Source organism: Actinoplanes awajinensis subsp. mycoplanecinus, assembly GCF_001509495.1.
GTDB lineage: Bacteria > Actinomycetota > Actinomycetes > Mycobacteriales > Micromonosporaceae > Actinoplanes > Actinoplanes palleronii.
In genome coordinates this window covers 1-21,839 of sequence record NZ_LLZH01000309.1, presented here as the reverse complement: position 1 = coordinate 21,839, position 21,839 = coordinate 1, and the positions used below count along the sequence as shown (strand labels likewise).

Here is a 21,839-nt window from a genome sequence, read left to right as displayed (position 1 = left end):
CCCCACGCCCGCGAGAAGTATCAGGATCGCGCGTCGCATCTCATCGCCTCGTCGTTCGCTCGCGCAGGAATTCCAAGGTGGACCGCCAGGTCCGGGGCGAGAGGATCGAGCCGTCGAGCGGGCCGTGATGCTCCTCGTGGATGCTCGGCCCGGTCTGCGCCGCGGGGTGCCGGCCCGGCAGGATCATGTCCGGTTCGATCAGCTCGGACGGCTCGATGAGCAGATGGTCGCGGTGTTCGACCGGCTCCGGCTCGAACATGTCCAGCTCGGCCTCGCCCAGATAGCTGATCTGCTGGTCGGTGACGCCGAGGACCAGCGCCCGGTCGGACACCTTCACCACCGCCACCGCGGCGCCCCGGCTCAACTGCTGCCGGTTGAGCACGGTCAGCGGGCCGTGCCCGCGGCCACCGAACGGACGCCGTAGCGCCCGGGCCAGTCCCCACATCATGAACAGCACGATGAGCAGGGAGAAGCCGACCTGGAGGAGAAGCCGGATCAAGGTGGGGACTCCTACTCGGCGCCGGGCGAGACGATCTCGGTGATCCGGATACCGAAGTTCTCGTCCACCACGACCACCTCGCCGCGGGCGATCAGGCGGCCGTTCACCAGCAGGTCGGCCGGGCTGCCGGCGGCCCGGTCCAGCTCGACGATGGCGCCCGGGATCAGCGAGAGCAGCTCGCGCACGCTCATCCGGGTCCGGCCCAGCTCGGCCGAGACCTCCATCTCCACGTCGTGCAGCATGTCCAGCCCGGCGCCCCGGGAGCCGAGCGCCGACGAGGTCCGCTGAGCCACCCCGCCGCCGGTGGCGGCGGCGGCCGTCATGGCTGCCATCGGATCGTCGGTCGGCCACGGGCTGAGCGCCATGGCGATCACCGCGCGGACGTCCTCGTCGTCGCGCAGCGGGATGGCGACCGCGCCCTCCTTGGTGGCCAGCGCGCTGAGCGCCACCTGCGGGTCCATCACCTGCCCCGGGTCGAGGATCACCGGTCCGAACACCCGGGAGGCGGCCTCGAGGGCCGGCCGGACGGCCGCGGTCAGGTCCAGCTCGCCGAGCGGGCTCTCCTTGAGCGCGTCCGCGAGATCCTGGCCGACCACCACGACGACCTCGCCGGAGGCCGCGCCGCTGAAGCGCGCGGTGACCGCCTGGCCCTCGATCACTGTCTCGCCGGGAGTCACCGGGTCGCCGGCGAACAGGGCACGACTGGTGGGCAGTACCGCCAGCGCGGCCTCGGCGGCGTTCCGGGCCAGTGACAGTTGCGGAGCGGTGATGGCAGGGGCGGTCATGAGCGGCCAGACTCCTTGGACGAGTTCTCATGGGGGGACGGCACGACGAGACAGGCGAGCCGAGCACCCTGATTGCCGGGTACGGCATGCGCGAAGACGATGTCGTTCACGGTGACCTCGAGCGGCCGGCTGGTCTGATGCCCCAGCGGCACGACGTCACCCGGACGTAGATCCACGATGTCATCGGTACGCATCCGAATGGGCTGGAATCGCACTGCTACGTCGATCGGAGCGGCGGAAAGTCCGGCGGTCAGGCTCCGCAGCGCCTTGTCCTTGGCCTGTCGCTCGGACGCGCTGAGCACGATCGTCTCGGTGCGGGAGAGCACCGGGAGGATCGTGTTGAACGGCAGGCAGATCGTGGAGATGCACTCCTCCGCACCGATCTTGGTCTCGAACGACGCCACCACGACCGCGTCGCCGGGCGCGTGCGCGCGGAGGAACTGCGCGTTGTACTCGATCTCCTTGAGCTTCGGCGAGATGTCCACCAGGCTCTCGAAGCCGTAGCGCATCTCGCCGAGCATCCGCTCGATCAGGCCGCGGAGCAGCGGCATCTCCACCTCGGTCAGCGGGCGCTCCGGCTGGGAGCCGCCGGGGCCGCCGAGCATGTGGTCGATCGCGGTCATCACCGCGGACTGGGCGATCTCCAGCAGGACCGTGCCGGGCAGCGGGTCGAGGGTGACCACCCCGATGATCGTGGGGTTGGCCAGCGACGCCACGTACTCGTCGTAGTTCAGTTGCTCGATGGAGATGAGCGAGACGTTGCTGACCGCGCGGAGGCGGGTGGTCAGCAGGGTGCCGCAGCTGCGCGCGTACGTCTCGAACGCGATCTGCAGGGTCCGGACGTGTTCACGGGAGAGCTTGATCGGGCGACGGAAGTCGTACGCCGTCGGCCCCCCGCCCTGGCCACGGCGCGACATCTTGCCCGGGGTGCGTGCGGTGGTGGTCACGTCGTCCTGATCGGCGGACTTCGCGAACCGCTGAGTGCTGGGGGCGGTTTTGCCCCTTAATACACGAAAGGGCGGGTCTCCCCGAAGAGACCCGCCCTCACCCGCTATTACGTGTTACCGCTGACTACGACGTTCGGTTACTGCGTCACGAAGGAGGTGTAGTAGATGTCCATGACCTCCTTGGTCCCGTCCACCGTGTAGGCCTTGATCAGCTTGGCCAGCAGGTCCGCCTTGAGCTTCGCGCGGCCTTCCTCGGTGGAGAGCTCGGCGACCTTCACACCGGTGTACTCGTCGATCGCCAGCTCGTAGGCCTCGCTCAGGTCGACCGCCTCGGCGGCCGCCTCGGTCTGCTGCAGGGCGAAGCCGAGCTTCAGGTAGTGGCCGTCGGCCAGGTTCACCGTGATCGTGTTGTCGGCCGCGGTGACGACGCCCTTCTTCGGCGCCGCCTCGGCCGAGTCGCCGCGGAGCATGAAGAACGCTCCGGCGCCACCGCCGCCCAGCACCACCAGCACCGCCGCGATCACGATCATCATCTTCTTGCTGGACTTCTTCGGCGCTTCCACCGCAGCAGTGTCCTTTTCGTCAGCCATGAGAAGTCCCCCTCAGTTCTTGTTGTCAGAGATGATCGTGGAGTAATTGCTGGGCGTGCTGTCCGTACCGGTGGTGCTGGAGCCTGAGGAGTTGCCGGCCTCGACCGTCTTCGCCGCGGCCTCGGCGGCGGCCTTGGCCTCGGCCGAGGTCTGGCCGGCGTGCAGCTTGGTGTCGGTGCCGGCCGCCGAGGGCAGCAGCGCCGCCTGGTCGGCCGACAGCATGGTCAGCACGACCACGTCCACCCGGCGGTTCATCGTGATCGACCGCGGGTCCTTCGGGTCGATCAGCGGCTTGGTGTCGGAGAAACCGACAGCGCTGAGCCGCTTCTTCGGGATGCCGTGCCCGGTGAAGTACCGGACCGTGGTGGAGGCACGAGCCGCGGAGAGCTCCCAGCCGCTCGGGTAGTACTTGGTCCGCGCCTTGAGCTGGTTGGTGTTGCCGTCCACCTCGATGTTGTTCGGCAGCTTGGCCAGCGTCGGGGCGATCGCGTTGAGGATCTTCTCGCCGGTGGGGCGCAGGTCCGCCCGGTCGCCGGCGAAGACGACCTCGTTGGTCACCACGGTGATGATCAGGCCACGCTGGTCGATGGTGAACTTCACGTTGCCGAGCAGCTTCGCGGCGGCCAGAGCGTCGGAGATCTTGTTCTCGATCGCCTTCATGTCCTCCGCCTCCTTCGCTGCCTTCTCGGCGTTGGCCGAAGCCTTGGCACGATCCTCGGCCTTGACCGCCCGGTCGACCGCTTCCTGCTGCTTCTTGCTCAGGCCCTCGGTGCCGGAGGACCCGTCACCCGGGTTGGAACCCGGGTCGATCTGCACGATCTGCGCGTTGTTCGAGGCACCGTCCAGCGGGGCGTAGTTGCCGCTGAACGCCGCGCTCTTGGAGCCGAAGCCGGCTGACAGACCCTGCGCCAGCTGGGCGAACTTCTTGGTGTTGATGTCACTCATGGAGAACAGGACGACGAAGAGGACGAACAACAGGGTGAGCATGTCGGCGTACGACACGAGCCAGCGCTCGTGGTTGACGTGCTCTTCGTGCTCCTCATGGGCTTTCTTGCGCTTGCCACCACCAGAACTCATGCTCAGGCCGCCTTCTTGGAGGAGGCCATGGCCTCAGCCTTCTTCATCTCGTCCGGGGGGAGCAGGCTGCGCAGCTTCTGGGCGACCAGACGCGGGTTCGAGCCGGCCTGGATGGCCAGGACACCGTCGATGACCAGCTCCATCTCCTCCGCCTCGACCCCGCTGAGCCGGGTCAGGCGGGCCGCCATCGGCAGCCAGATGATGTTGGCGCTGAGCACGCCCCACAGGGTGGCGACGAACGCCGCGGAGATCGAGTGACCGAGCGTCTCCGGCTTGTCGAGGTTCTCCAGCACGTGGACCAGGCCCATGACCGTGCCGATGATGCCGATCGTCGGGGCGTAGCCGCCCATGTTCTCGAAGAACTTGGTGCCGGCCTTGTCGGCCTTCTTCTTCGCGGCGACCTCGGCGTGCAGGATGTCATGCAGCTCATCCGGGTCGGTGCCGTCGATGGCGAGCTGCAGCCCCCGCTTGAGGAAGGGGTGCTCAACCGTCTTGACCGCGTCCTCGAGGGCCAGCAGGCCCTCGCGGCGGGCCCGCTCGGCCAGCTTCACGACGTTGTCGAGCAGCTGGGTCGGCGGCGTCACCTTGGCGGTGAAGGCCTTCTTGAGCTGGTTGACGAACCCGGTCGCGTCCTTCAGGACACCGCCGGCCATGGCGGCGGCGAACGCGCCGCCGAAGACCAGGATCATGGACGGGATCAGGAGGATGGAGGCCGGCGAACCGCCCTCCAGGATCTGGACGGTGAAGACGATCACCAATCCGGCGAGCACTCCGACGATCGTGGAGATGTCCATGTCAGCGTTCCTTCCGGTGCAGCGGGAGCACCTTGGCGTCGAGGTCGTCGTCCGACGAGGAGTGGGCAGCCGTGGAAACTGGCTCCATACGGCTCGCCTGGGCGATGAGCGAGGCGCGGTAATGACGCACCGAGTCGATGAATTCGGGCACCGACTCAGAGATGACGTACTTGGTGCCGTCCACCAGGGTGACGACCGTGTCCGGCGTGCAGTCCACACGCTCGACCAGGTCCGGGTTCAGTGCGAACACGGCACCATTGATACGAGTTACGAGGATCAAGACTGTCCCGTCCTTGGTTCGTCCTTGGCTGGTGGAAGGCCCTCCGTGGCCCTACGCCTACTACTTCGGCGCGATCCCGGTTGCCGATGAGATCCAACCGGTCGCTATCCGGGTGCGAGCTGCGACGATCCGGGGCCCACACAGCGGCGGCCGGGGCAGGCATGAGTGCCCCGCCCCGGCCGCCGCCGGACAACCTGCCGCTGCTGCTAACGCTTCATGCTGACGAGCTCCTGGAGGATCTCGTCGGAGGTCGTGATGATTTTGGAGTTCGCCTGGAAGCCGCGCTGGGCGATGACCAGGTTGGTGAACTCCTGCGCCAGGTCGACGTTCGACATCTCCAGGGCACCGCTCATCACCGCGCCCATGCCGGCGCTGCCGGGCTGACCCACCTGGGCGTACCCGGAGTTGACGGTATCCCGATACGTCGAGTCGCCGGCCTTCTCCAGACCGTTGACGTTCTTGAAGGTGGCCATGGCGACCTGACCCAACACTTCCTTCAAGCCGTTGCTGTAGACGCCGATGATCTGACCGGTGTCAGACACGCTGTAGGAAAGTGAGGTGAGCGCACCCGACGTCTGCCCGTCGGTGTCGAACACCCGAGCGTCAGAGAGTCCGGAATACGACGTGACATCGGAGATGTCGACCGTGTACGCGTTGGGTGCGCTGCCGATGCTCAGCGTCTTCTGCACGCCGCCGGCCCCGTCGCTCGGCTTGCCGCCGGAGAAGTTGATCGTCGCGTCACCGCTGACCGGGTCGCCGTTCTCGTCGAAGAGCGTGACCTTCCAGCTCGACGTGGTCGGGTCGGACGTGTTGTCGTACCCGGCCTGTCGCTCCATCTTCGCGGTGACCGTGTGCGTGCCGCCCTGCGCGTCGAACACCTTGACCGGGATGGTGGTCGCGTAGGTGTCGCCGCCATTGTCCGGATTGTTGACATCCGGGATTTTGTCGCTGCTCAAGTTGCCCTTGAGGGTGACCGTGGTGGTCGCCTTCGGCGGGATGGTGGCCCCGAGGGGCATGCGGATGTCACCCGGCTGGACTGCCGAGTTGACTATGCCGTTAGTGGCCGTCCAGCCCTGCACCGGCTCGCCATTGGCACTGGCCAGCACACCGTTGGCGTCGAAGCCGAACGAGCCGGCCCGGGTGTAGAGCATCTCGTTGCCGCTGCGAGTGATGAAGAAGCCGTCACCCTGGATCATCATGTCGCCGGACTTGCCGGTGGTCTCCGCGGAGCCCTGTGCGAAGTTCGAGGTGATGCCGGCGACCCGGACACCGAGGCCGACCTGCGCCGGGTTCGAGCCGGCCTGACCGTTCTGGGGCGCGCCGGCCGCGCCGACCATCTGGCTGAGCGTGTCCTGGAACTGGACCGAGGTCGACTTGTAGCCCACCGTGTTGACGTTCGCGATGTTGTTGCCGGTGACATCCATCATCTGCTGGTGCGCGTGCAGGCCACTGATACCGGAGTAAAGAGAACGCAGCATAAAGGGTTCTTCCTTCGCGAAAGAGAAGTAGGACGAGGAATGCGAATCAAGCGGTCTGCTGAATCTCCGTGACCTTGGACAGCTCTACATCCGTGTTCCCGACCTTGAGCATCGGTTCGCTGTCTCCGTTGAGCTTTGCCGCGGCGACCACACCGGTCTGATAAGCACCGAGCTGGTCCATGTACTTGACGGTCTTGCCGACCAGTTGGCTGGCGCTGACCATCCGCTGGCCCTTCATCATGCTGAGCATGTCTTCCAGCTTCTCGACCTGCGTGAACTGCGCGGTCTGCGCCAGGAACTGGGTGGAATCCGCGGGATTCGACGGGTCCTGGTACTTGAGCTGAGCCACCAGCAGCTTCATGAAGGTGTCCTTGTCGCCGAGGTCGTTGTCCTTGGCGGCGGCCTTCGCGGCTGCGGCGGCTTTCGCGGCTGCCGCCTGTGCGGCTTCCGAAGAGGCACCGGTGGCGCCCATTCCAGAGGTCGGCGAGGTCATTGACATCTCCTGTCCCTTGGTGGCTCAACCTAAGCTTCGGCCCGGCATGAGATTTTCTTAGGGACAAATTTGCGGGCCCGCCGGATCGGCGGGCCCGCAATTTCGGATCTTCAATTTTCCGCGTACGTTCGCGGTCGCGCGACGTCCTCAGGGTGCCAGCGAGATGCTGAGCTTGCCCTTGCCGTACCGGCTCACCTCGACCATCAGGTCAAGCCGGCGACCCAGGGCGAGCAGCACCGCCCGGGCGTCGCTCGGCAGCTCCATGCCCGGGTAGATCACCTGGTAGAGCTTGACGTGCGGCGCCCCCTCCTTGTTGAGGAGGCTGGTGAAGATGTTGCACAGCTCGAAGACGTTCTCCGCCAGGTTCGGGAAGAGCTGCTTCTCGTCGATGCTGTCCTCGGCGGCACCGGGCGGCAGCAGACCGAGCGCGGCGCCGGCGTTGGCCGCCAGACTCAGTTGCAGGCCCATCGACGCGTAGATCTTCTGGCCGGCGTCGGTGAAGATGGCCACCGTGGCGGTCCGGACCTCTTCCGCGCTGAGCGGGTCACCGGGACTGACGGTCACCTCACGGCCGAGGAGGTCCTCGAACAGGTTGCGTACGGCTAGTGAGCCGGGAAGAACCGAGACGTCTGACATGTCGTAATCATCCCAAAATAGGAGCGAAAACTTCGTCGAATCGCTCAGCGGTGAAAGGCTTGACGATGAAGAAGGCCGAACCCGAGGCTTCGGCGGCGGTCTTCATCTCGGGCGTGCACTCCGAGGTGACAAAACCGAATTTGACGCTGTTGCCGGCGGCGCGGAGTTGTCGCAACACCTCGATACCGGTCAGATGCGGCATATTCCAGTCGGAGATCACCAGATCCGGCTGCTCCGCCGTGGTCTTGTCGAACGCCTCCTGCCCGTCAGCAGCCTCGATCAGGGCGTGGTCGCCGAAACCGGCCTGCCGCAGGGTACGAACGACGATCTGCCGCATCACCCGGCTGTCATCAGCAATCAGGATCTTCATGCACCCTCCTCCTTCGTGTCGGTGCTGCTCTGCCACATCGAAATGGACACCGGCTCGCCCTCCCAGAGCCCATAGACGCCGGTGATTCGTTTGGTGTTCGGAAAGCGCGCCGAAGCCTCCGGCGCGAGGGAAACTTGCGGGAGGGACAGGTGCGCTCCCGCCGGGAGCATCGCCTTGACGTTGCCGCCGACGATGTTCGCCAGTTCGCCGAGCGTGTCGGAGATGTCCTCCTCGCTGACCTCCTCCTGCTCCATCGCCAGGAAGGCGGCCGCGGCGCGCTGGGCGGCGGCCCGGGACGACGCGTACACGATGTGGCCGCTCCACGACCCGGTGATGGAGACCGAGGAGTGCACCTCGGAGGGCTGGTTCTCGTCGTACGTCGGGATCAGCGGGCTCACGCCCTCCGGATCCAGATATGACTCCCAGACCTGTTCCACCATCTCCGCGAGGTCGTTCTCGTCCACCTCGACTTCGACACTCATGAGTTTGCTCCGGTCGGCACGAGGCCCAGCAGGGCCAGCTTCTCGATCATGGCGCCCTCGGTGAAGGGCTTGATCACGTACTCGTGGGCGCCCGCGGCGAGTGCGCGGACGATCTGACTCTGTTCGCTCTCGGTGGTGACCATCACCAGGGTCATCTCCCGCAGCCGCGGGTCGGCCCGGACCTTCACGACGAACTCGAGCCCGTTCATGTTGGGCATGTTCCAGTCGATGAGGGCCAGTTCCGGCACCTCGGTCATGTCGGCGAGGAGATCGAGAGCCTCCTTGCCGTCACCCGCCTCAACCGCCTCGAAGCTCAGCTTCGTGACGATGCGCTTGAGGATCATGCGCATCGCGCGCGAATCGTCGATCACCATGGCGCGCATCGGCGTCATCCCCTTCTCCCGGCGCCCGCAGGCACCGCGTTACGGATTCGGTACGCGGATGTGCGGCCAGCGGCCACCCGCTCATAGTTGTCGTCGATCCCGATCGTCGTCTCGGCCGCCCCGAGGAACAGCCAGCCGTCCGGGCGCAGCAGCTTCGCGGCCTGCTGCAGCACCTGGCGCTTGGTGGCCACGTCGAAGTAGATGAGGACGTTGCGCAGGAAGATCACGTCGAACGGTTGCATCGGCGGGAACGGCGCGGTCAGGCTCATGTGCTTGAACGACACGTTCCGGCGCAGCGGCTGGATGATCCGCCAGTGCGCGCCGGCCCGCTCGAAGTACTGCACCAGCTGAGTGGCGGCCAAGCCGCGGTTCACCTCGACCTGGCTGTACTCGCCCTTCGAGGCGCGCTCGACCATGGTGTGCGAGATGTCGGTGCCCTGGATCTCGTAGTTCCAGCCGGCCGGCAGGTTCTCCTGCATGGTGATCGCCAGGCTGTACGCCTCCTGACCGCTGGAGCTCGCCGCCGACCAGAAGCGCAGCTTGCGGGTGGCCGCCCGGGACTTCACCAGCTCGGGGAGCACCACGTCGGTGAGCGCGGAGAACGGCTCCCGGTCCCGGAACCAGGACGTCTCGTTGGTGGTCAGCGCGTCGATGATCTTGCGCTGGAACTGCGGGTTGGGCCGGCGCTGCAGGTCGGCCAGGAACTCGTTGACGTTCGCCGCGCCGACCGCGCGGGCGACCGGGATCAGTCGCGCCTCGACCAGGTACTCCTTGCCCGGGGCCAGCACGATCGAGGCTTCCTTGCGGACCAGATTGGAGACGAACGAGAAGTCCGATTGCGAGAGGGTCATCGCGCCACCGCCGCGGACCGTCCCACGCGAACCCGGTTGAGCAGCGCGCCCGCTATCCGGTCCAGCGGCAGCACCTCGTCCGCGAGGCCCGCACCGACCACGGCGCCGGGCATGCCCCAGACCACCGAACTCGCCTCGTCCTGCGCCAAGATCTCGCAGCCCGCGTCTCGTAGCACTTTCGCACCACCCCGTCCGTCTTGTCCCATGCCGGTGAGGACGGCAGCGAAGGCAGTGCCGCCGTACAGCGCCGCCACCGACCGGAACATCACGTCCACGGCCGGTCGGCAGGAGTTCTCCTGTGGTGCGTTGCTGAGCTGGGTCAGCGTCGCCGTGCCCCGGCGGTTGAAGACCAGGTGCCGGTCGCCGGGCGCGATGTAGACCGTGCCGGCGGTGAGCTCCATGCCGTCACCGGCCTCCACCACCTTCAGCGGGGTGCTGCGGTCCAGCCGCTCGGCGAACATCTTGGTGAAGACCGGCGGCATGTGCTGGGTGATCACCACGGGCACCGCCAGGTCCGCGGGCAGACCGAGCAGCACCTTGGTGAGCGCGTCCGGGCCGCCGGTGGAGGAGCCGATCGCCAGGATGTCGATCCGGCCCTGCGGCCCGCCGCGGCGGGCGGCAGCGGGCCGAGCCGGCACCGGTCCGGAGGCGGGTGGGCGGGCCGCGCCGGGCGGCGGTGGCGGGCCGGGCCGTCCCGGCGCCGCGGCACCGGGACGCAGCCCGGCGGCCGGCGCCGGACCACGCGGTGGCGCGGACGGCGGCGGCGTCCGGCGGCGTCCGCCGAGCGCTTGGATCTTCGGTACGAGCTGGTCCCGCACCGCCTGGATGGACTCCTTGACCGAGCCCACGTTGCTGGGCTTGGTGACGTAGTCGGTCGCGCCGGCGGCAAGTGCCTCCAGGGTGGCGCTGGCACCCGCCGCGGACAGCGTGCTGAACATGATCACCGGCAGTGCCGCGTGCCGTTTCCGCAGCTCACGAACGGCTTCAATGCCGTCCATCTGCGGCATCTCGATATCCATGGTGACCACGTCGGGCTTGAGCTGATCGATCTTGGCTTGGGCCAGCAGGCCGTTCGCCGCGGTGCCGACCACCTGGATGCCCGGAGCATCCCCGAGAGCGTCGACGATCAGCCGCCGGACCACCACGGAATCGTCGACGACGAGAACCGAGATCATTCGACCACTCCCTTCAACCGAGCCAGGCCGGACCGAGTGCCGCAACCACCGGCGCGAGCAGCCGGTGCGCCGTTGCGGTGTCCAGCAGATCGCGAACCACCAGCGCCTGAACGGCGCCGCTGAGCATGTTCCAGACCCCACCGGCCCGGTCGGCCAGCGGAATGCCGGCCGTGTCCACCGCCTGCACCAGCAGCATCTGCGCCGCGGCGGCGGTACGGACCCGATCCGAGAGATACGCCGCCCAGGACGCCGAGTGCACGGCGGGCGACCAGCCCGCGGTGTTGCGCCGGGCGTCGTCGGCGGCCGTCGACACCCGTTGCCGGTCCTCCGGCCGCAGCGTTTGCAGCCGGTCGAGCAGGGCGGAGACCGTGTAGTGGTGCGGGCCGAGGTCGATCGGGGCGCCGGTCGGCAGCTTGCGCACCGCGGACACCCAGCCGGCGCCGAGGCGGCGGCGGGTGTCGTCGTCCAGGACCTCGCGCAGGTAACAGGCGACCGCGGCGTCGCAGAGCAGCGCGGTCGCGCCGGACGCCTCCTCGGTCTGCCGGGCGGCCCGGCCGGTGCCCTCCCAGGTCCACGACATCACGTCGTAACGCAGGCAGGTGAGCAACGAGTCGACCGAACCGATCGGCGCGCGCTCGACCAGGGCGAGGTTACCGGCCGGGTCGTCCTTCGACATCCCCTTGAGGCTCGGCATCCGGCGCGCGGCGCTCTCCACCTCGACCCAGAGCGGGCCCCGGGTGTCCTCGTCCGGCAGCCGCGCGGCGAGCACCGGCAGGTCGGCGACCTGCAGGCGCAGCGCGCGCAGCATGACGTCGGCCGCCGCCGACCCGCCCGGCAGGCGGGTCAGGTCGAAGCCCAGGACCGGGGCGCTGACCAGGCTGTACATCAGTTGGTGGCGCGGTACGTGTCGACCGCCTGGTTGACGTCGAGGGCGAGCATCAACCGTCCGTCCAGTTTGAACGTGCCGACCACCAGCTCCCGGGTCGGGCCGCTGAGGGTGTCCGGTGGTGGCTCGAACGTCTCGTCGTCCAGGTCGACCACCTCACCGATCTTGTCGACCAGCAGGCTCACCGGCTCGCCGTCGCCGCGCAGGATCACGTTCATCACCGGTCCCTGCAGCGTCTGCCGGGGGAGCCCGAGCTGGACCCGCAGGTCGACCGCCGCGATCACCTGGCCCCGCAGGTTGAACAGGCCACCGACGGCCTTCGGCGCGAGCGGCACCGCGGTGTACTCGTTGTACGAGAGCACCTCCTGCACGGTGTGCACCTCGACGCCGAAGAGCTGGCCGTCCACCTCGAAGGTGGCGAACTGGCGACTCGCCATCTCAGGCCTCCACCAGCATGTCGTCGGACGCGTCGCTGTAGAAGTTCGGATCGGCGGCGAGGATGGCCCGGCGTACGTCGAGCAACTCGGTGACCCGTTGCTGGATCACCGCGGTACCGACCAGCCCGTCCTCCTCGGCGTCCCGGCGTGCCGCCGTCGAGTTCTCGGCGATGTCCACGATCCGGTCGACCACCAGCGCCACGCTCCGTCCGCCCTCGCTGTAGACGACCACCGACACGGTGTCGCCCTCGGGCTCCTCGCCGTACGCGCCGAGCAGGTGCGACAACCGCACCAGCGGCAGGATCTGCCCTCGGTACTGCACGACTTCGCGGGAGCCGGCGTGTTCGATCCGGTCCTTGGGGAACTCCTCGAGCCGGGTGACCGTGTCCAGCGGGATCGCCACCCGGCGTTCGCCGACCGCGGTGACCAGCAGGCGCTGCATCTTGCCCTCGCCGGAGGCCTTCGAGTTGGCGACGACGTTCTCGCGTTCCGAGTCGACGGCCAGGTGGGAGCGGCGGGCCAGCGACGACACGTCCAGGATCAGGCCGACCTTGCCGTCGCCGAGGATCGTCGCGCCGGCGTACAGGCCGATGTCCTTGAACCGGGTGTTCAGGGCCTTGACCACGACTTCTTCAGTGTTCAGCACCCGGTCCACGACCATGCCGAACCGGCGGCCGTCGGCCTGCAGCACCATGATGTAGACGCCCTGGTCGCCACCGACCTCCAGGCCGAGCGCGCGGTCCAGCCGGATCAGCGGCAGCAGTTTGCCGCGCAGGCGGTAGACCGGGGCGCCCGAGGCGTACTCGATCTTGGTGGACTGTCCGTCGATGAAGACCAGCTCGAGCACCGCGACCTGCGGGACCACGTACCGGTGCTCACCGCAGTCGACGGTGAGCGCCTGGATGATGGCCAGGGTCAGCGGGATGGTGAGCCGCCAGACCGTACCCCCGCCGGGCGTCGAGTCGACGCTGACCGCACCACCGATGTTCTCGATGTTGGTCTTGACCACGTCCATGCCGACACCGCGGCCGGAGACGTTGGTGACCTTGGCGGCGGTGGAGAAGCCGGGTTGGAAGACCATCGCCATGATGTCGCGCCGGTCCATGTTCGCGACCTGGTCCGGACGGAGCAAGCCCTTCTCCACTGCCTTAGCCGCGATCCGGTCGACGTCCAGGCCGGCGCCGTCGTCGGCGACCTCGACCGCGACGTGCCCGCCCTCGTGGTACGCGCGGAGCGTCAGCGTGCCCTCGGCTCCCTTGCCGGCGGCGATCCGGCGCTCGGGTTCCTCGATGCCGTGGTCGACCGCGTTGCGCACCAGGTGGGTCAGCGGGTCCTTGACCGCCTCGAGCAGGCTCCGGTCGAGCTCGGTGTCCTTGCCCTGCATCACCAGCTGGACCTGTTTGCCGAGCGAGTTGCTCAGGTCCCGGACGACGCGGGGCAGCTTCGACCAGATGTGTTCGATGGGCTGCATCCGGGTCTTCATGATGCCGGCCTGCAACTCGCTGGTGATCATGCCGAGTCGCTGGGCGCTGCGCACCAGGCCGGAGTCGCCGATCTCCATGACCCCGCGAACCAGCTGGTTACGGGCGAGCACCAGCTCGCCGACCATGTTCAGCAGGGTGTCCAGGAGGTCGACGTCGACCCGGATCGCGCTGTCCGCGATGCTCCGCTTCGGCGCCGCCTGCGACTGCAGGGCCTCGTTCACCGCGGCCGGCTGGGTCTTGCCCTCGTCCAGCAGGATGGTGCCGAGCTTGCGCTCGTCGCCCTCGATCTGCTGCTGCAGCGCGGTGGACACGTCGCCCGGCTGGGCGGCGCCCGCCTCGACCAGGATCTGGCCCAGCGGTTGCCGCTGTTCGGCGACCGGCTCGGGCACCGGGCGGGCCGGCGTCTCGTCGAGCGGCACCGGCGCTTCGCCGTCCGCGGCCGGAGCGGCCTCGGCGACGGGCGCGGCGGCGGCCGGAGCCTCCGCCTTCACCTCGGCCGGCGCGTTCATCTGCGCGTTGACCTTGACGATGATGCTGTCGATGTCGACCTCGGACTCGGTGCCGTTCTCCTCGATCGAGGCGAGCAGCGAGCGGACACCGTCGATGGTGACGAGCAGAACGGTAATGGTCTCCGGGGTGACCGGCTGGACGCCGTCCCGCAATCGGGACAGCAGGGACTCACCCGCGTGCGCCAGCTTCTCCAACCGGGAGAACGCCAGGAACCCGCTGGTGCCCTTGATCGTGTGGATCGCCCGGAAGATGCGGGAGATCAGATCACGCGAGTTCGGTTCCTGCTCCAGGCTCACGAGGTCCCGGTCGATCTGGTCCAGGTTCTCGTGCGATTCCATCAGGAATTCGCCGACGATCTCGCCAAGGTCTTCCACGACACCTACCTCCTGCTCGGCTTCACAGCCCTCATCGACCCTGACGGGCACCAACTGAGAAGACTCACCCGGTACGCCCGACTTCTCAGGCTTCCCCGCCCGGGCGGCGGTAGCGATAGCCGAACCCGCGCACCGATTCGATCGGTGATTCCTCGGGATCGGACCAGCCGAGCTTGCGCCGCAATCGCAGCACCGCGAACTTGACCCGCTCCTGGCCGATGCCGGTCGGGTCGTCCCACGCCTGTGTGAGCAGCTGATTCGGCGAGAGCACCGCGCCGGCGTGCCGCACCAGCGCGTTCAGCAGGCGGAACTCGGTCGGCGTGAGCCGCTTCTCGTCCCCCTTGACGTAGACCCGGCGCTTGGTCGGATCCAGGTGCACCAGGCCGTCGTCGTAGATCTGGCTGGCCCAGCTGTTCTGCCCGGTGGACGAGCGGCGCAGCAGCGCCTCCACCCGGGCCAGCAGCTCGTTGTTGGCGAACGGCTTGGTCAGATAGTCATCCGCGCCACCACGCAGGCCGCGGACCTTCTCCGCTTCCTGCCCGTGCGCGGTCAGCACCAGCACCGGCACGTCCGAGACGTCGCGGAGACGTTCCAGTACCTGCCAGCCGTCCATCTCCGGCAGACCCACGTCGAGCACCACCAGATCGGGGTGCTCGGCGTACGCCTCCTTGAGGCCGGAACGCCCGTCCGCGGCGTGGGCCACCTCGTACCCGGCGCGGCTGAACAACAGCCGCAGGGCGAGTGCGATGTCCGGGTCGTCTTCGACCACGAGTAGGCGACTCATCGTGTGTTCACCCTGCCCCCAACCCGTGCTCGCACCCGTTTTCGGGCACGGCCGATCTCCCTCGCGCCGCAGGCGGCGGTGGGAAGTTCGGTGTCTCGCTTGGCACCGTCCGCGCGACCGCGGACGGGAGAAATTCAAAGGCGCAAAAACACCATAGCGTGATGTCATCGCCTATTTACGGACAGTCACAGTTTAGCGGGCAAAGACCCTGTACACCGGCCGGTCGCCGAAGGATCCGGCCAAGACGGATGTCAGGCGCTAATCACGCTCCGCTGCCCGCCTGCGGGCCGCCGATCCCCTCAGCTTTTCATTTCTTGTACGGCATTTCCGCCGTTCCGCGAAAGATGTGACACGGGACGAAGTAAAGGGTCCGATATCCCTGGTGGACGAATCGCGTCCGCCACGGATCCGGGAGGAACCCGTGCTCGACAAGGTGGTACGCCGCGCCTCCGCGCTAGCGGCCGCGCCCGCGCTGCTCGCCCTGCCCGCCGCTCTGTTCGCGCTGCCGCACGCGGTGAACGCCCAGGGACCGGTGGTACCGGACCGGCCGCCGGGCCAGCCCACGCCGGTCGTCACCGACACGGTTCCGGAGCCGGCCACGACGTCACCCGGCCCGGCGACGACACCGCGCACCCCGGCCGCGCCGATCACGCCGAACGTCGAGGCCGCACCGGCCGGCGCGGCCACCCCGGACCCGGAGAAGGCCCGCGCCCGCAGCCTGATGCACCAGGTCGTCCGGCTGACCAACCGGGAACGCCGGGCGGCCGGCTGCCCCCGGGTCGGCCTGGACCACGAGCTGATCCTGGCGTCGGTGGCACAGAGCTACTACATGGCCCGGACCCGGCTGTTCAGCCACGTGTGGCGGGACGGCTCCACCTTCTCCATGCGGGCGCAGCGGGCCGGGTACCGCACCCCGGCCGGCGAGAACATCGCCTGGGGCTACCCGACCGCGCCCGAGGTGATGAAGGCGTGGATGGAAAGCCCGGGGCACCGCGCCAACATCCTGAACTGCGGGGCCAAGAAGATCGGCGCGGCCATCGTGTACGCGTCGGACGGCACGCCCTACTACACCCAGGTGTTCGGCTGGCGCTGAACCGGTTCGTCCCGCGTCTAGAACTCGACGCCGACCAGCACCGGTTCGGGGTGCAGTTCGACGCCGAAGCGGTCGCGTACCCCGTCCCGGATGGTCCGGGCCAGGTCCAGCAGCGCGGCCGTGTCGCCCGAACCGCGGTTGGTCAGCGCCAGGGTGTGCTTGGTGGAGATCGAGACCCCGGCGCCGGCGAAGCCCTTCGGGAACCCGGCGTTCTCGATCAGCCAGGCCGCCGGGATCTTCACGGTGCCGTTCTCGCCCGGCCAGTGCGGCATGCCGCCACGGGTCGTGGTCAGCTCCGCGAAGAACGCGGCCGGCACCACCGGGTTGGTGAAGAACGAGCCCACCGACCAGGTGTCCCGGTCGGCCGGGTCGAGCACCATGCCCTTACCGGCGCGCAGCTGCAGGACCGTCTGCCGGGCCTGCGCCACCGGCACCCGGTCGCCGGCCTCGGCGCCCAGCTGCCGGGCCAGCTCGGCGTACCGGATCGGGGCGGAGAGCCCGTCGGTCGCCAGCCGGAAGTCGACCGCGGTGACCAGGTGACGGTCGCTGTGCTTGAACACGCTCGAGCGGTAGCCAAAACCGCACTCGGCCGGGGTCAGCACCAGCTGCTCGTCGGCGACCCGGTCGTAGGCGTGCACCGCCACGATGGTCTGCTCGACCTCCTGGCCGTACGCGCCGACGTTCTGGATCGGGGTGGCGCCGGCCGAACCGGGGATGCCGGACAGGCACTCGACGCCGGACCAGCCGTTCGCCACCGCGTACCCGACGAAGTCGTCCCACGGCTCGCCGGCGGCGACCCGGACCACGACCTCGCCGTTGCCCTCCGCCACCACCTCGACGCCGCGGTTGCGCAGCACCAGCACCTCGCCGTCGAAGCCCGCGTCACCGATCACCACGTTGCTGCCACCGGCCAGGATCAGGAACGGGCGTCCCTCGGCCGTGGCCTTACGCACCACCGCGACCGCTTCGTCCGTCTCGACAGCGGTGGTCACCGTGCCGGCCGGGCCACCTAGGCGTAGCGTCGTATATACCGCCAGCATTCGGTCCGCAGCCGGAACAGCGTCAGCCTCGTAGTTATCGTCAGTCAGATGATCGGCGTATGCGTCGGGCACGACGTTCACCCTAAGCTCATAGGGCAGAGTGATTCACCGGCGGTCCGGCCGAGCGGGAGACGACTGCGATGAACAGGTTGCACGGGACGAAGGACTTCTGGCTGGCGGCGCTGCGCGCCGACGGCCCGGCCCTGCGGGACGCCGTGGCCGAGACCGGTCCCGACGCTCCCGTGCCGGACGTCCCCGACTGGACCACCGGCGACCTGGCCCACCACGTCACCGGCCTGCTGCGCTGGGTCCGCGCCACGGTCACCCGCGGGGTGACCGACCGGCCCACGGTGGCGCCGGACGCGGACCCCCGGCCGGGCTGGGACGAGGCACTCGACCAGCTGCGCCGCGAGGTCACCGGCACGATCGAGACGCTCGAGGCGCTCGACCCGGACTATCCGGCGTGGAACTGGGCGCCCCAGCCGAAGAAGGCGGCCTTCTGGGACCGCCGGCTCGCGCACGAACTGTCGGTGCACCGCTGGGACGCCGAGGCGGCCGCCGGGCGACCCACCCCGATCGAGACCAAGCTCGCCACCGACGGGGTCGCCGAGATCCTGGACACCTGGCTGCCGGCCGGCAAGCGGCTGGGCCCCACCGACCTGCACGGCGTGGTCCACCTGGTCGGCACGGACGCCGAGACCGAGTGGTTCGTCCGGCTGCGCGGCACCGGCATCGCCCTGCTGGACACCGGCACCATCCTCGACACCGACGACCACCACGCCCGAGCCAAGGCCACCGGCACCGCCAGCGACCTCCAGCTCACCCTGATGGGCCGCACACCCCTCACCCCTCCGGCCCAAACCGGCGACCCCCGCCTGTTCCAAGCCCTCCGCACCGGCTGACCGGGCTCCACTTCCTCACCGCTGGACGCGCCCCCACCCCGTGGAGGTTCGCGATTTGCCGTCGACGAGTTAGAGCCGATTTCTGGTACCCGCCGGGTTTGCGGGCACCGGAAATCGGCTCTAACTCGTCGACTTTCAGGGCAAATCGCCGCTGAGCGAAGCTCAGCAAATAGGTATAGTGAACCGGTTAAGTTCAGCGGATCAAGGAAGCGGTGAAGACATGACGGCAACCGTCACGTCCACGTCGGCGCAGCCGGCGCGTGCGGGGATCACCTTCCCCGACGGCTTCGTCTGGGGCGCGGCCACGGCCTCGTACCAGATCGAGGGTGCGGCGCGGGAGGACGGTCGCGGCCCGTCCATCTGGGACACCTTCAGCCGTACGCCCGGAAAGGTGTACGCCGGCCACACCGGCGACATCGCCTGCGACCACTACCACCGGTACGTCGACGACGTGGCGCTGATGGCCGACCTGGGGCTGGCCTCGTACCGGTTCTCGGTCGCCTGGCCCCGGATCCGCCCGGACGGCACCGGCCCGGTCAACACCAAGGGGCTCGACTTCTACGACCGGCTCACCGACGAGCTGCTCGCCAAGGGCATCGACCCGACCGTGACGCTGTACCACTGGGACCTGCCGCAGACCCTCGAGGACCACGGCGGCTGGACCAACCGGGCGACCGCCGAGGCCTTCGCCGAGTACGCCGAGATCGTGTACCGCCGGCTCGGTGACCGGGTGGCCACCTGGACCACGCTGAACGAGCCGTGGTGCTCGGCCTACCTCGGGTACGCGTCCGGCATCCACGCCCCCGGCGTCAAGGACCCGGCGGCGTCCCTGGCCGCCGTGCACCACCTGAACCTCGGTCACGGCCTGGCGACGCAGGCGCTCCGCGCGGCCGGCGCCCAGCGGGTCAGCATCACGCTGAACCCGTGCGAGGTCTACCCGGTCGACCCGGAGAACGCCGCCGACCGGGACGCTGCCCGCCTGATCGACGGCCTGGCCAACCGGATCTTCCTGGACCCGCTGCTGCGCGGCGAATACCCGGCGGACGTCCTCGAGCACGTCGCCCGGCTCACCGACCTGGCGTTCGTCCAGGACGGCGACCTGAAGATCATCAACCAGCCGATCGACGTGCTGGGGATCAACTTCTACAACCCGGCGTACGTCTCGGCGAAGCCCGGCGCCCCCGGCGCGCTGGACTACCCGGGCAGCGAGGGCATCGCGTTCCGGCCGCCGGTCGGCCCGGTCACCGACATGAACTGGCCGATCGAGCCGGCCAGCCTGACCCGGCTGCTCACCCGCCTGCACCGGGACTACCCGGGCACCCCAATGATGATCACCGAGAACGGCGCGGCGTTCCCCGAGGGCCCGGCGGCCGACGGCAACGTTCCCGACCAGCGCCGGATCGACTACGTCGACGGCCACCTGCGCGCCTGCCACGACGCCCTGGCCGCCGGAGTGGACCTGCGTGGATACTTCCTCTGGTCGCTGATGGACAACTTCGAATGGGCCGAGGGCTACAAGAAGCGCTTCGGTATCGTGCACGTCGACTACACGACGCAGCAGCGCGTGCTCAAGGACAGCGCCAAGTGGTACCGCGAGGTGATCCGGCGTAACGGGCTCGAGTAGCCCGCCTTTATTGAGGAGCGTTTTGTGACGACGCGGGAGCGCCCGACCCTGGAGGCGGTGGCCCGGCGCGCCGGGGTGTCCCGCGCGACCGTCTCCCGCGTCGTCAACGGCTCGACCACGGTGGCGGCCACCATCCGGGAGGCGGTCAACCACGCGGTCGAGGAGCTCGGGTACGTACCGAATCAGGCCGCCCGCAGCCTGGTCACCCAGCGCACCGACTCGATCGCGCTGATCCTGCCGGAAACGGCCAACCGGGTCTTCTCCGACGATCTGTTCTTCCCGGCCATCATCCGCGGCGTCGGGATGGAGCTGGAAGCGGCCGACAAGCAGCTCGTGCTGATGATGACCGGCTCCGAGGCCGGCCACCACCGCGTCGAGCGCTACGCGGTGGCCGGCCACGTCGACGGCGTCATGTTCGCCTCGATCCACGGCGCGGACCCGCTGCCCGGCGCGCTGGCCCGGCGCGGCATCCCGGTGATCTGCAGCGGCCGCCCGATGAACGCCGAACCCCCGGTTCCGTACGTCGACGTCGACCACGCCGGCGGAGTCGCCGCCGCGGTCCGCCACCTGATCGGAACCGGTCGCCAGCGGATCGCCACGATCGCCGGCCCGCAGGACATGGTCGCCGGGGTGGAACGCCTCGCCGGATACACCGACACGCTCCGCTCGGCCGGCCTGCCGGAGCTGGTGGTGGCCGGCGACTTCACCCGGGAGTCCGGGATCACCGGGATGCGCACACTGCTCGCCCAGGACCCGGCGCTGGACGCGGTCTTCGTCGCCTCCGACCTGATGGCGCACGGCGCGCTGCTGGCGCTGCGCGAGGCCGGACGGCGGGTGCCCGCCGACGTCGCGGTGATCGGCTTCGACGACTTCGAGATCAGCCGGTACAGCGACCCGCCGCTGACCACGGTCCGCCAGCCGATCGGCGAGATGGGCCGCACCCTGGCCCGCCAGATGCTCCGCCTGATCAGCGGCGAACCCGACGTACCGGAGTCGATAGTCCTACCCACCGAACTGATCGTCCGCGACTCCGCCTGACCCCGCCCGACCCCGCCGAGGGCTTCCCGCTACGGCCGGGCGTCCGCCACCGCGCGGGTTTTCCGCTACGGCTGGGCGTCGGCTACCGCGCGGGCGACCGCTGCGGTTTCGGCGCCGAACAGGACGAGGTACGCCGTACGCAGGTGCTCCGGCTCGGCCGCGCGCAGCACTCCCAGCGCCTGCCGGACCGCGTCCTCGACCGGCCAGCGGTAGATCCCCGCCGAGATCAGCGGAAAGGCCACCGTCTCGGCGCCCAGCCCGTCGGCCACCCGCAGCGAGTTCGCGTAACACGCCCGGAGCAGCTCGGACCGGTCCTCGGTCGCGCTGAACACCGGCCCGACGGTATGCACCACCCAGCGCGCCGGCAACCGCCCCGCCGTCGTCGAGACCGCCTGGCCGACCGGCAGCCCGCGACCGTATTTCGCCGCCCGCAACGCTCGAGTCTCCGCGAGGATCTCCGGCCCGCCCTTGCGATGAATCGCGCCGTCCACCCCACCCCCACCGAGCAGCGACGAGTTGGCCGCGTTCACCACCACGTCCACCCGCTGCCCAGTGATGTCCCCATCAACCAGCTCCACCCGCACAACAGCTCCCCCATCCACCACCAACCCCACAGCGTGGGGAATTACAGCGCACTCCACACCCAAACTCCCCACACAAACCCGTCACGAGCACTACGTGTGAAATTACGGCGCGCTCCGCACCCAAACTCCCCACACAAGCCCGCGACGAGCACTACGTGTGAAATTACGGCGCGCTCCGCACCCAAACCCCCCACGCAAGCGCGCGACGAGCACTGCGTGGGGAGTTAGGGCGCGATCATGGCT

General features: G+C 68.8%; 25 protein-coding genes. 4 read left to right on the top strand and 21 right to left on the bottom strand.

All coding sequences use genetic code 11. The features are described 5' to 3' along the window. Positions 1-40: 40 nt before the first annotated feature. From ADL15_RS39240 to ADL15_RS39150, 19 genes are all read right to left on the bottom strand, one after another. On the bottom strand, positions 41-499 hold the full coding sequence (locus ADL15_RS39240) for a FliO/MopB family protein (RefSeq protein ID WP_083972309.1): 459 nt from the start codon (positions 497-499) through the stop codon (positions 41-43). Positions 500-510: 11 nt separating this feature from the next. Continuing rightward, entirely contained in the window at positions 511-1,284 is a 774-nt protein-coding gene (fliN, locus tag ADL15_RS39235) for a flagellar motor switch protein FliN (RefSeq protein WP_067702677.1), read from the bottom strand. After that, positions 1,281-2,231: a flagellar motor switch protein FliM gene (locus ADL15_RS39230; RefSeq protein WP_232344829.1), complete on the bottom strand. Its 951-nt coding sequence runs from the start codon at positions 2,229-2,231 to the stop codon at positions 1,281-1,283. The genes fliN and ADL15_RS39230 overlap by 4 nt, the downstream gene beginning before the upstream one ends. Positions 2,232-2,368: 137 nt before the next feature. Beyond that, a complete protein-coding gene (locus tag ADL15_RS39225) occupies positions 2,369-2,821 on the bottom strand; it encodes a flagellar basal body-associated FliL family protein (RefSeq protein WP_067702674.1) in 453 nt (150 codons plus the stop codon). A gap of 12 nt (positions 2,822-2,833) precedes the next feature. After that, the gene (locus tag ADL15_RS39220; protein WP_067702671.1) at positions 2,834-3,898 is read right to left on the bottom strand and encodes a flagellar motor protein MotB; all 1,065 of its coding nucleotides are present in this window, start codon (positions 3,896-3,898) and stop codon (positions 2,834-2,836) included. Positions 3,899-3,900: 2 nt separating this feature from the next. Next, a complete protein-coding gene (locus ADL15_RS39215; RefSeq protein ID WP_067702669.1) occupies positions 3,901-4,692 on the bottom strand; it encodes a motility protein A in 792 nt (263 codons plus the stop codon). Position 4,693: 1 nt separating this feature from the next. Next, positions 4,694-4,972 carry a flagellar FlbD family protein gene (locus ADL15_RS39210; RefSeq protein WP_067702666.1) on the bottom strand — a complete coding sequence of 93 codons (279 nt, stop codon included), beginning with the start codon at positions 4,970-4,972 and terminating at the stop codon, positions 4,694-4,696. 206 nt (positions 4,973-5,178) lie between these two features. After that, positions 5,179-6,450 carry a flagellar hook protein FlgE gene (locus tag ADL15_RS39205; RefSeq protein WP_067702663.1) on the bottom strand — a complete coding sequence of 424 codons (1,272 nt, stop codon included), beginning with the start codon at positions 6,448-6,450 and terminating at the stop codon, positions 5,179-5,181. A 46-nt stretch (positions 6,451-6,496) separates the two neighbouring features. Beyond that, positions 6,497-6,943 carry a flagellar hook assembly protein FlgD gene (locus tag ADL15_RS39200; protein ID WP_067702661.1) on the bottom strand — a complete coding sequence of 149 codons (447 nt, stop codon included), beginning with the start codon at positions 6,941-6,943 and terminating at the stop codon, positions 6,497-6,499. Between the two features lie 147 nt (positions 6,944-7,090). Further along, positions 7,091-7,579 carry a hypothetical protein gene (locus tag ADL15_RS39195; RefSeq protein WP_067702658.1) on the bottom strand — a complete coding sequence of 163 codons (489 nt, stop codon included), beginning with the start codon at positions 7,577-7,579 and terminating at the stop codon, positions 7,091-7,093. 7 nt (positions 7,580-7,586) lie between these two features. Then, positions 7,587-7,949, bottom strand: coding sequence for a response regulator (locus ADL15_RS39190; protein ID WP_067702655.1), 363 nt, complete (start codon positions 7,947-7,949; stop codon positions 7,587-7,589). Beyond that, complete coding sequence (locus ADL15_RS39185; protein ID WP_067702651.1) at positions 7,946-8,431, bottom strand: chemotaxis protein CheX; 486 nt, start codon at positions 8,429-8,431, stop codon at positions 7,946-7,948. Before ADL15_RS39185 ends, ADL15_RS39190 begins: the two co-directional genes overlap by 4 nt. Then, on the bottom strand, positions 8,428-8,823 hold the full coding sequence (locus ADL15_RS39180; RefSeq protein ID WP_083972308.1) for a response regulator: 396 nt from the start codon (positions 8,821-8,823) through the stop codon (positions 8,428-8,430). Before ADL15_RS39180 ends, ADL15_RS39185 begins: the two co-directional genes overlap by 4 nt. Then, positions 8,820-9,665: a CheR family methyltransferase gene (locus ADL15_RS39175; protein WP_067702645.1), complete on the bottom strand. Its 846-nt coding sequence runs from the start codon at positions 9,663-9,665 to the stop codon at positions 8,820-8,822. The genes ADL15_RS39180 and ADL15_RS39175 overlap by 4 nt, the downstream gene beginning before the upstream one ends. Then, the gene (locus ADL15_RS39170; protein ID WP_067702642.1) at positions 9,662-10,840 is read right to left on the bottom strand and encodes a protein-glutamate methylesterase/protein-glutamine glutaminase; all 1,179 of its coding nucleotides are present in this window, start codon (positions 10,838-10,840) and stop codon (positions 9,662-9,664) included. The genes ADL15_RS39175 and ADL15_RS39170 overlap by 4 nt, the downstream gene beginning before the upstream one ends. 13 nt (positions 10,841-10,853) lie before the next feature. Then, positions 10,854-11,726 carry a hypothetical protein gene (locus ADL15_RS39165; protein WP_067702639.1) on the bottom strand — a complete coding sequence of 291 codons (873 nt, stop codon included), beginning with the start codon at positions 11,724-11,726 and terminating at the stop codon, positions 10,854-10,856. Next, on the bottom strand, positions 11,726-12,163 hold the full coding sequence (locus ADL15_RS39160; protein ID WP_067702637.1) for a chemotaxis protein CheW: 438 nt from the start codon (positions 12,161-12,163) through the stop codon (positions 11,726-11,728). Before ADL15_RS39160 ends, ADL15_RS39165 begins: the two co-directional genes overlap by 1 nt. A gap of 1 nt (position 12,164) precedes the next feature. Beyond that, complete coding sequence (locus tag ADL15_RS39155; RefSeq protein WP_067702634.1) at positions 12,165-14,531, bottom strand: chemotaxis protein CheA; 2,367 nt, start codon at positions 14,529-14,531, stop codon at positions 12,165-12,167. 85 nt (positions 14,532-14,616) lie between these two features. Next, positions 14,617-15,315 carry a response regulator transcription factor gene (locus tag ADL15_RS39150; protein ID WP_067702631.1) on the bottom strand — a complete coding sequence of 233 codons (699 nt, stop codon included), beginning with the start codon at positions 15,313-15,315 and terminating at the stop codon, positions 14,617-14,619. A gap of 382 nt (positions 15,316-15,697) precedes the next feature. Between ADL15_RS39150 and ADL15_RS39145 the strand changes: the two genes are divergently transcribed. Beyond that, entirely contained in the window at positions 15,698-16,408 is a 711-nt protein-coding gene (locus tag ADL15_RS39145; RefSeq protein ID WP_232344827.1) for a CAP domain-containing protein, read from the top strand. A gap of 17 nt (positions 16,409-16,425) precedes the next feature. Here the strand turns inward: ADL15_RS39145 and ADL15_RS39140 are convergent, their stop codons facing one another. Further along, positions 16,426-17,520 (bottom strand): UDP-N-acetylmuramate dehydrogenase, encoded by a 1,095-nt coding sequence (locus tag ADL15_RS39140; RefSeq protein ID WP_083972311.1) that lies wholly within the window; start codon positions 17,518-17,520, stop codon positions 16,426-16,428. A 68-nt stretch (positions 17,521-17,588) separates the two neighbouring features. Between ADL15_RS39140 and ADL15_RS39135 the strand changes: the two genes are divergently transcribed. From ADL15_RS39135 to ADL15_RS39125, 3 genes are all read left to right on the top strand, one after another. After that, positions 17,589-18,350, top strand: a complete 762-nt coding sequence (locus tag ADL15_RS39135; protein ID WP_067702625.1) for a maleylpyruvate isomerase family mycothiol-dependent enzyme — start codon at positions 17,589-17,591, stop codon at positions 18,348-18,350. 220 nt (positions 18,351-18,570) lie between these two features. Then, positions 18,571-19,974, top strand: a complete 1,404-nt coding sequence (locus tag ADL15_RS39130; protein WP_067702621.1) for a GH1 family beta-glucosidase — start codon at positions 18,571-18,573, stop codon at positions 19,972-19,974. Positions 19,975-19,998: 24 nt separating this feature from the next. After that, positions 19,999-21,012: a LacI family DNA-binding transcriptional regulator gene (locus ADL15_RS39125; protein WP_067702618.1), complete on the top strand. Its 1,014-nt coding sequence runs from the start codon at positions 19,999-20,001 to the stop codon at positions 21,010-21,012. Between the two features lie 65 nt (positions 21,013-21,077). On the opposite strand, the gene ADL15_RS39120 is transcribed toward ADL15_RS39125, so the two are convergent. Next, entirely contained in the window at positions 21,078-21,596 is a 519-nt protein-coding gene (locus tag ADL15_RS39120; RefSeq protein WP_067702615.1) for an O-acetyl-ADP-ribose deacetylase, read from the bottom strand. Positions 21,597-21,839 lie beyond the last annotated feature (243 nt).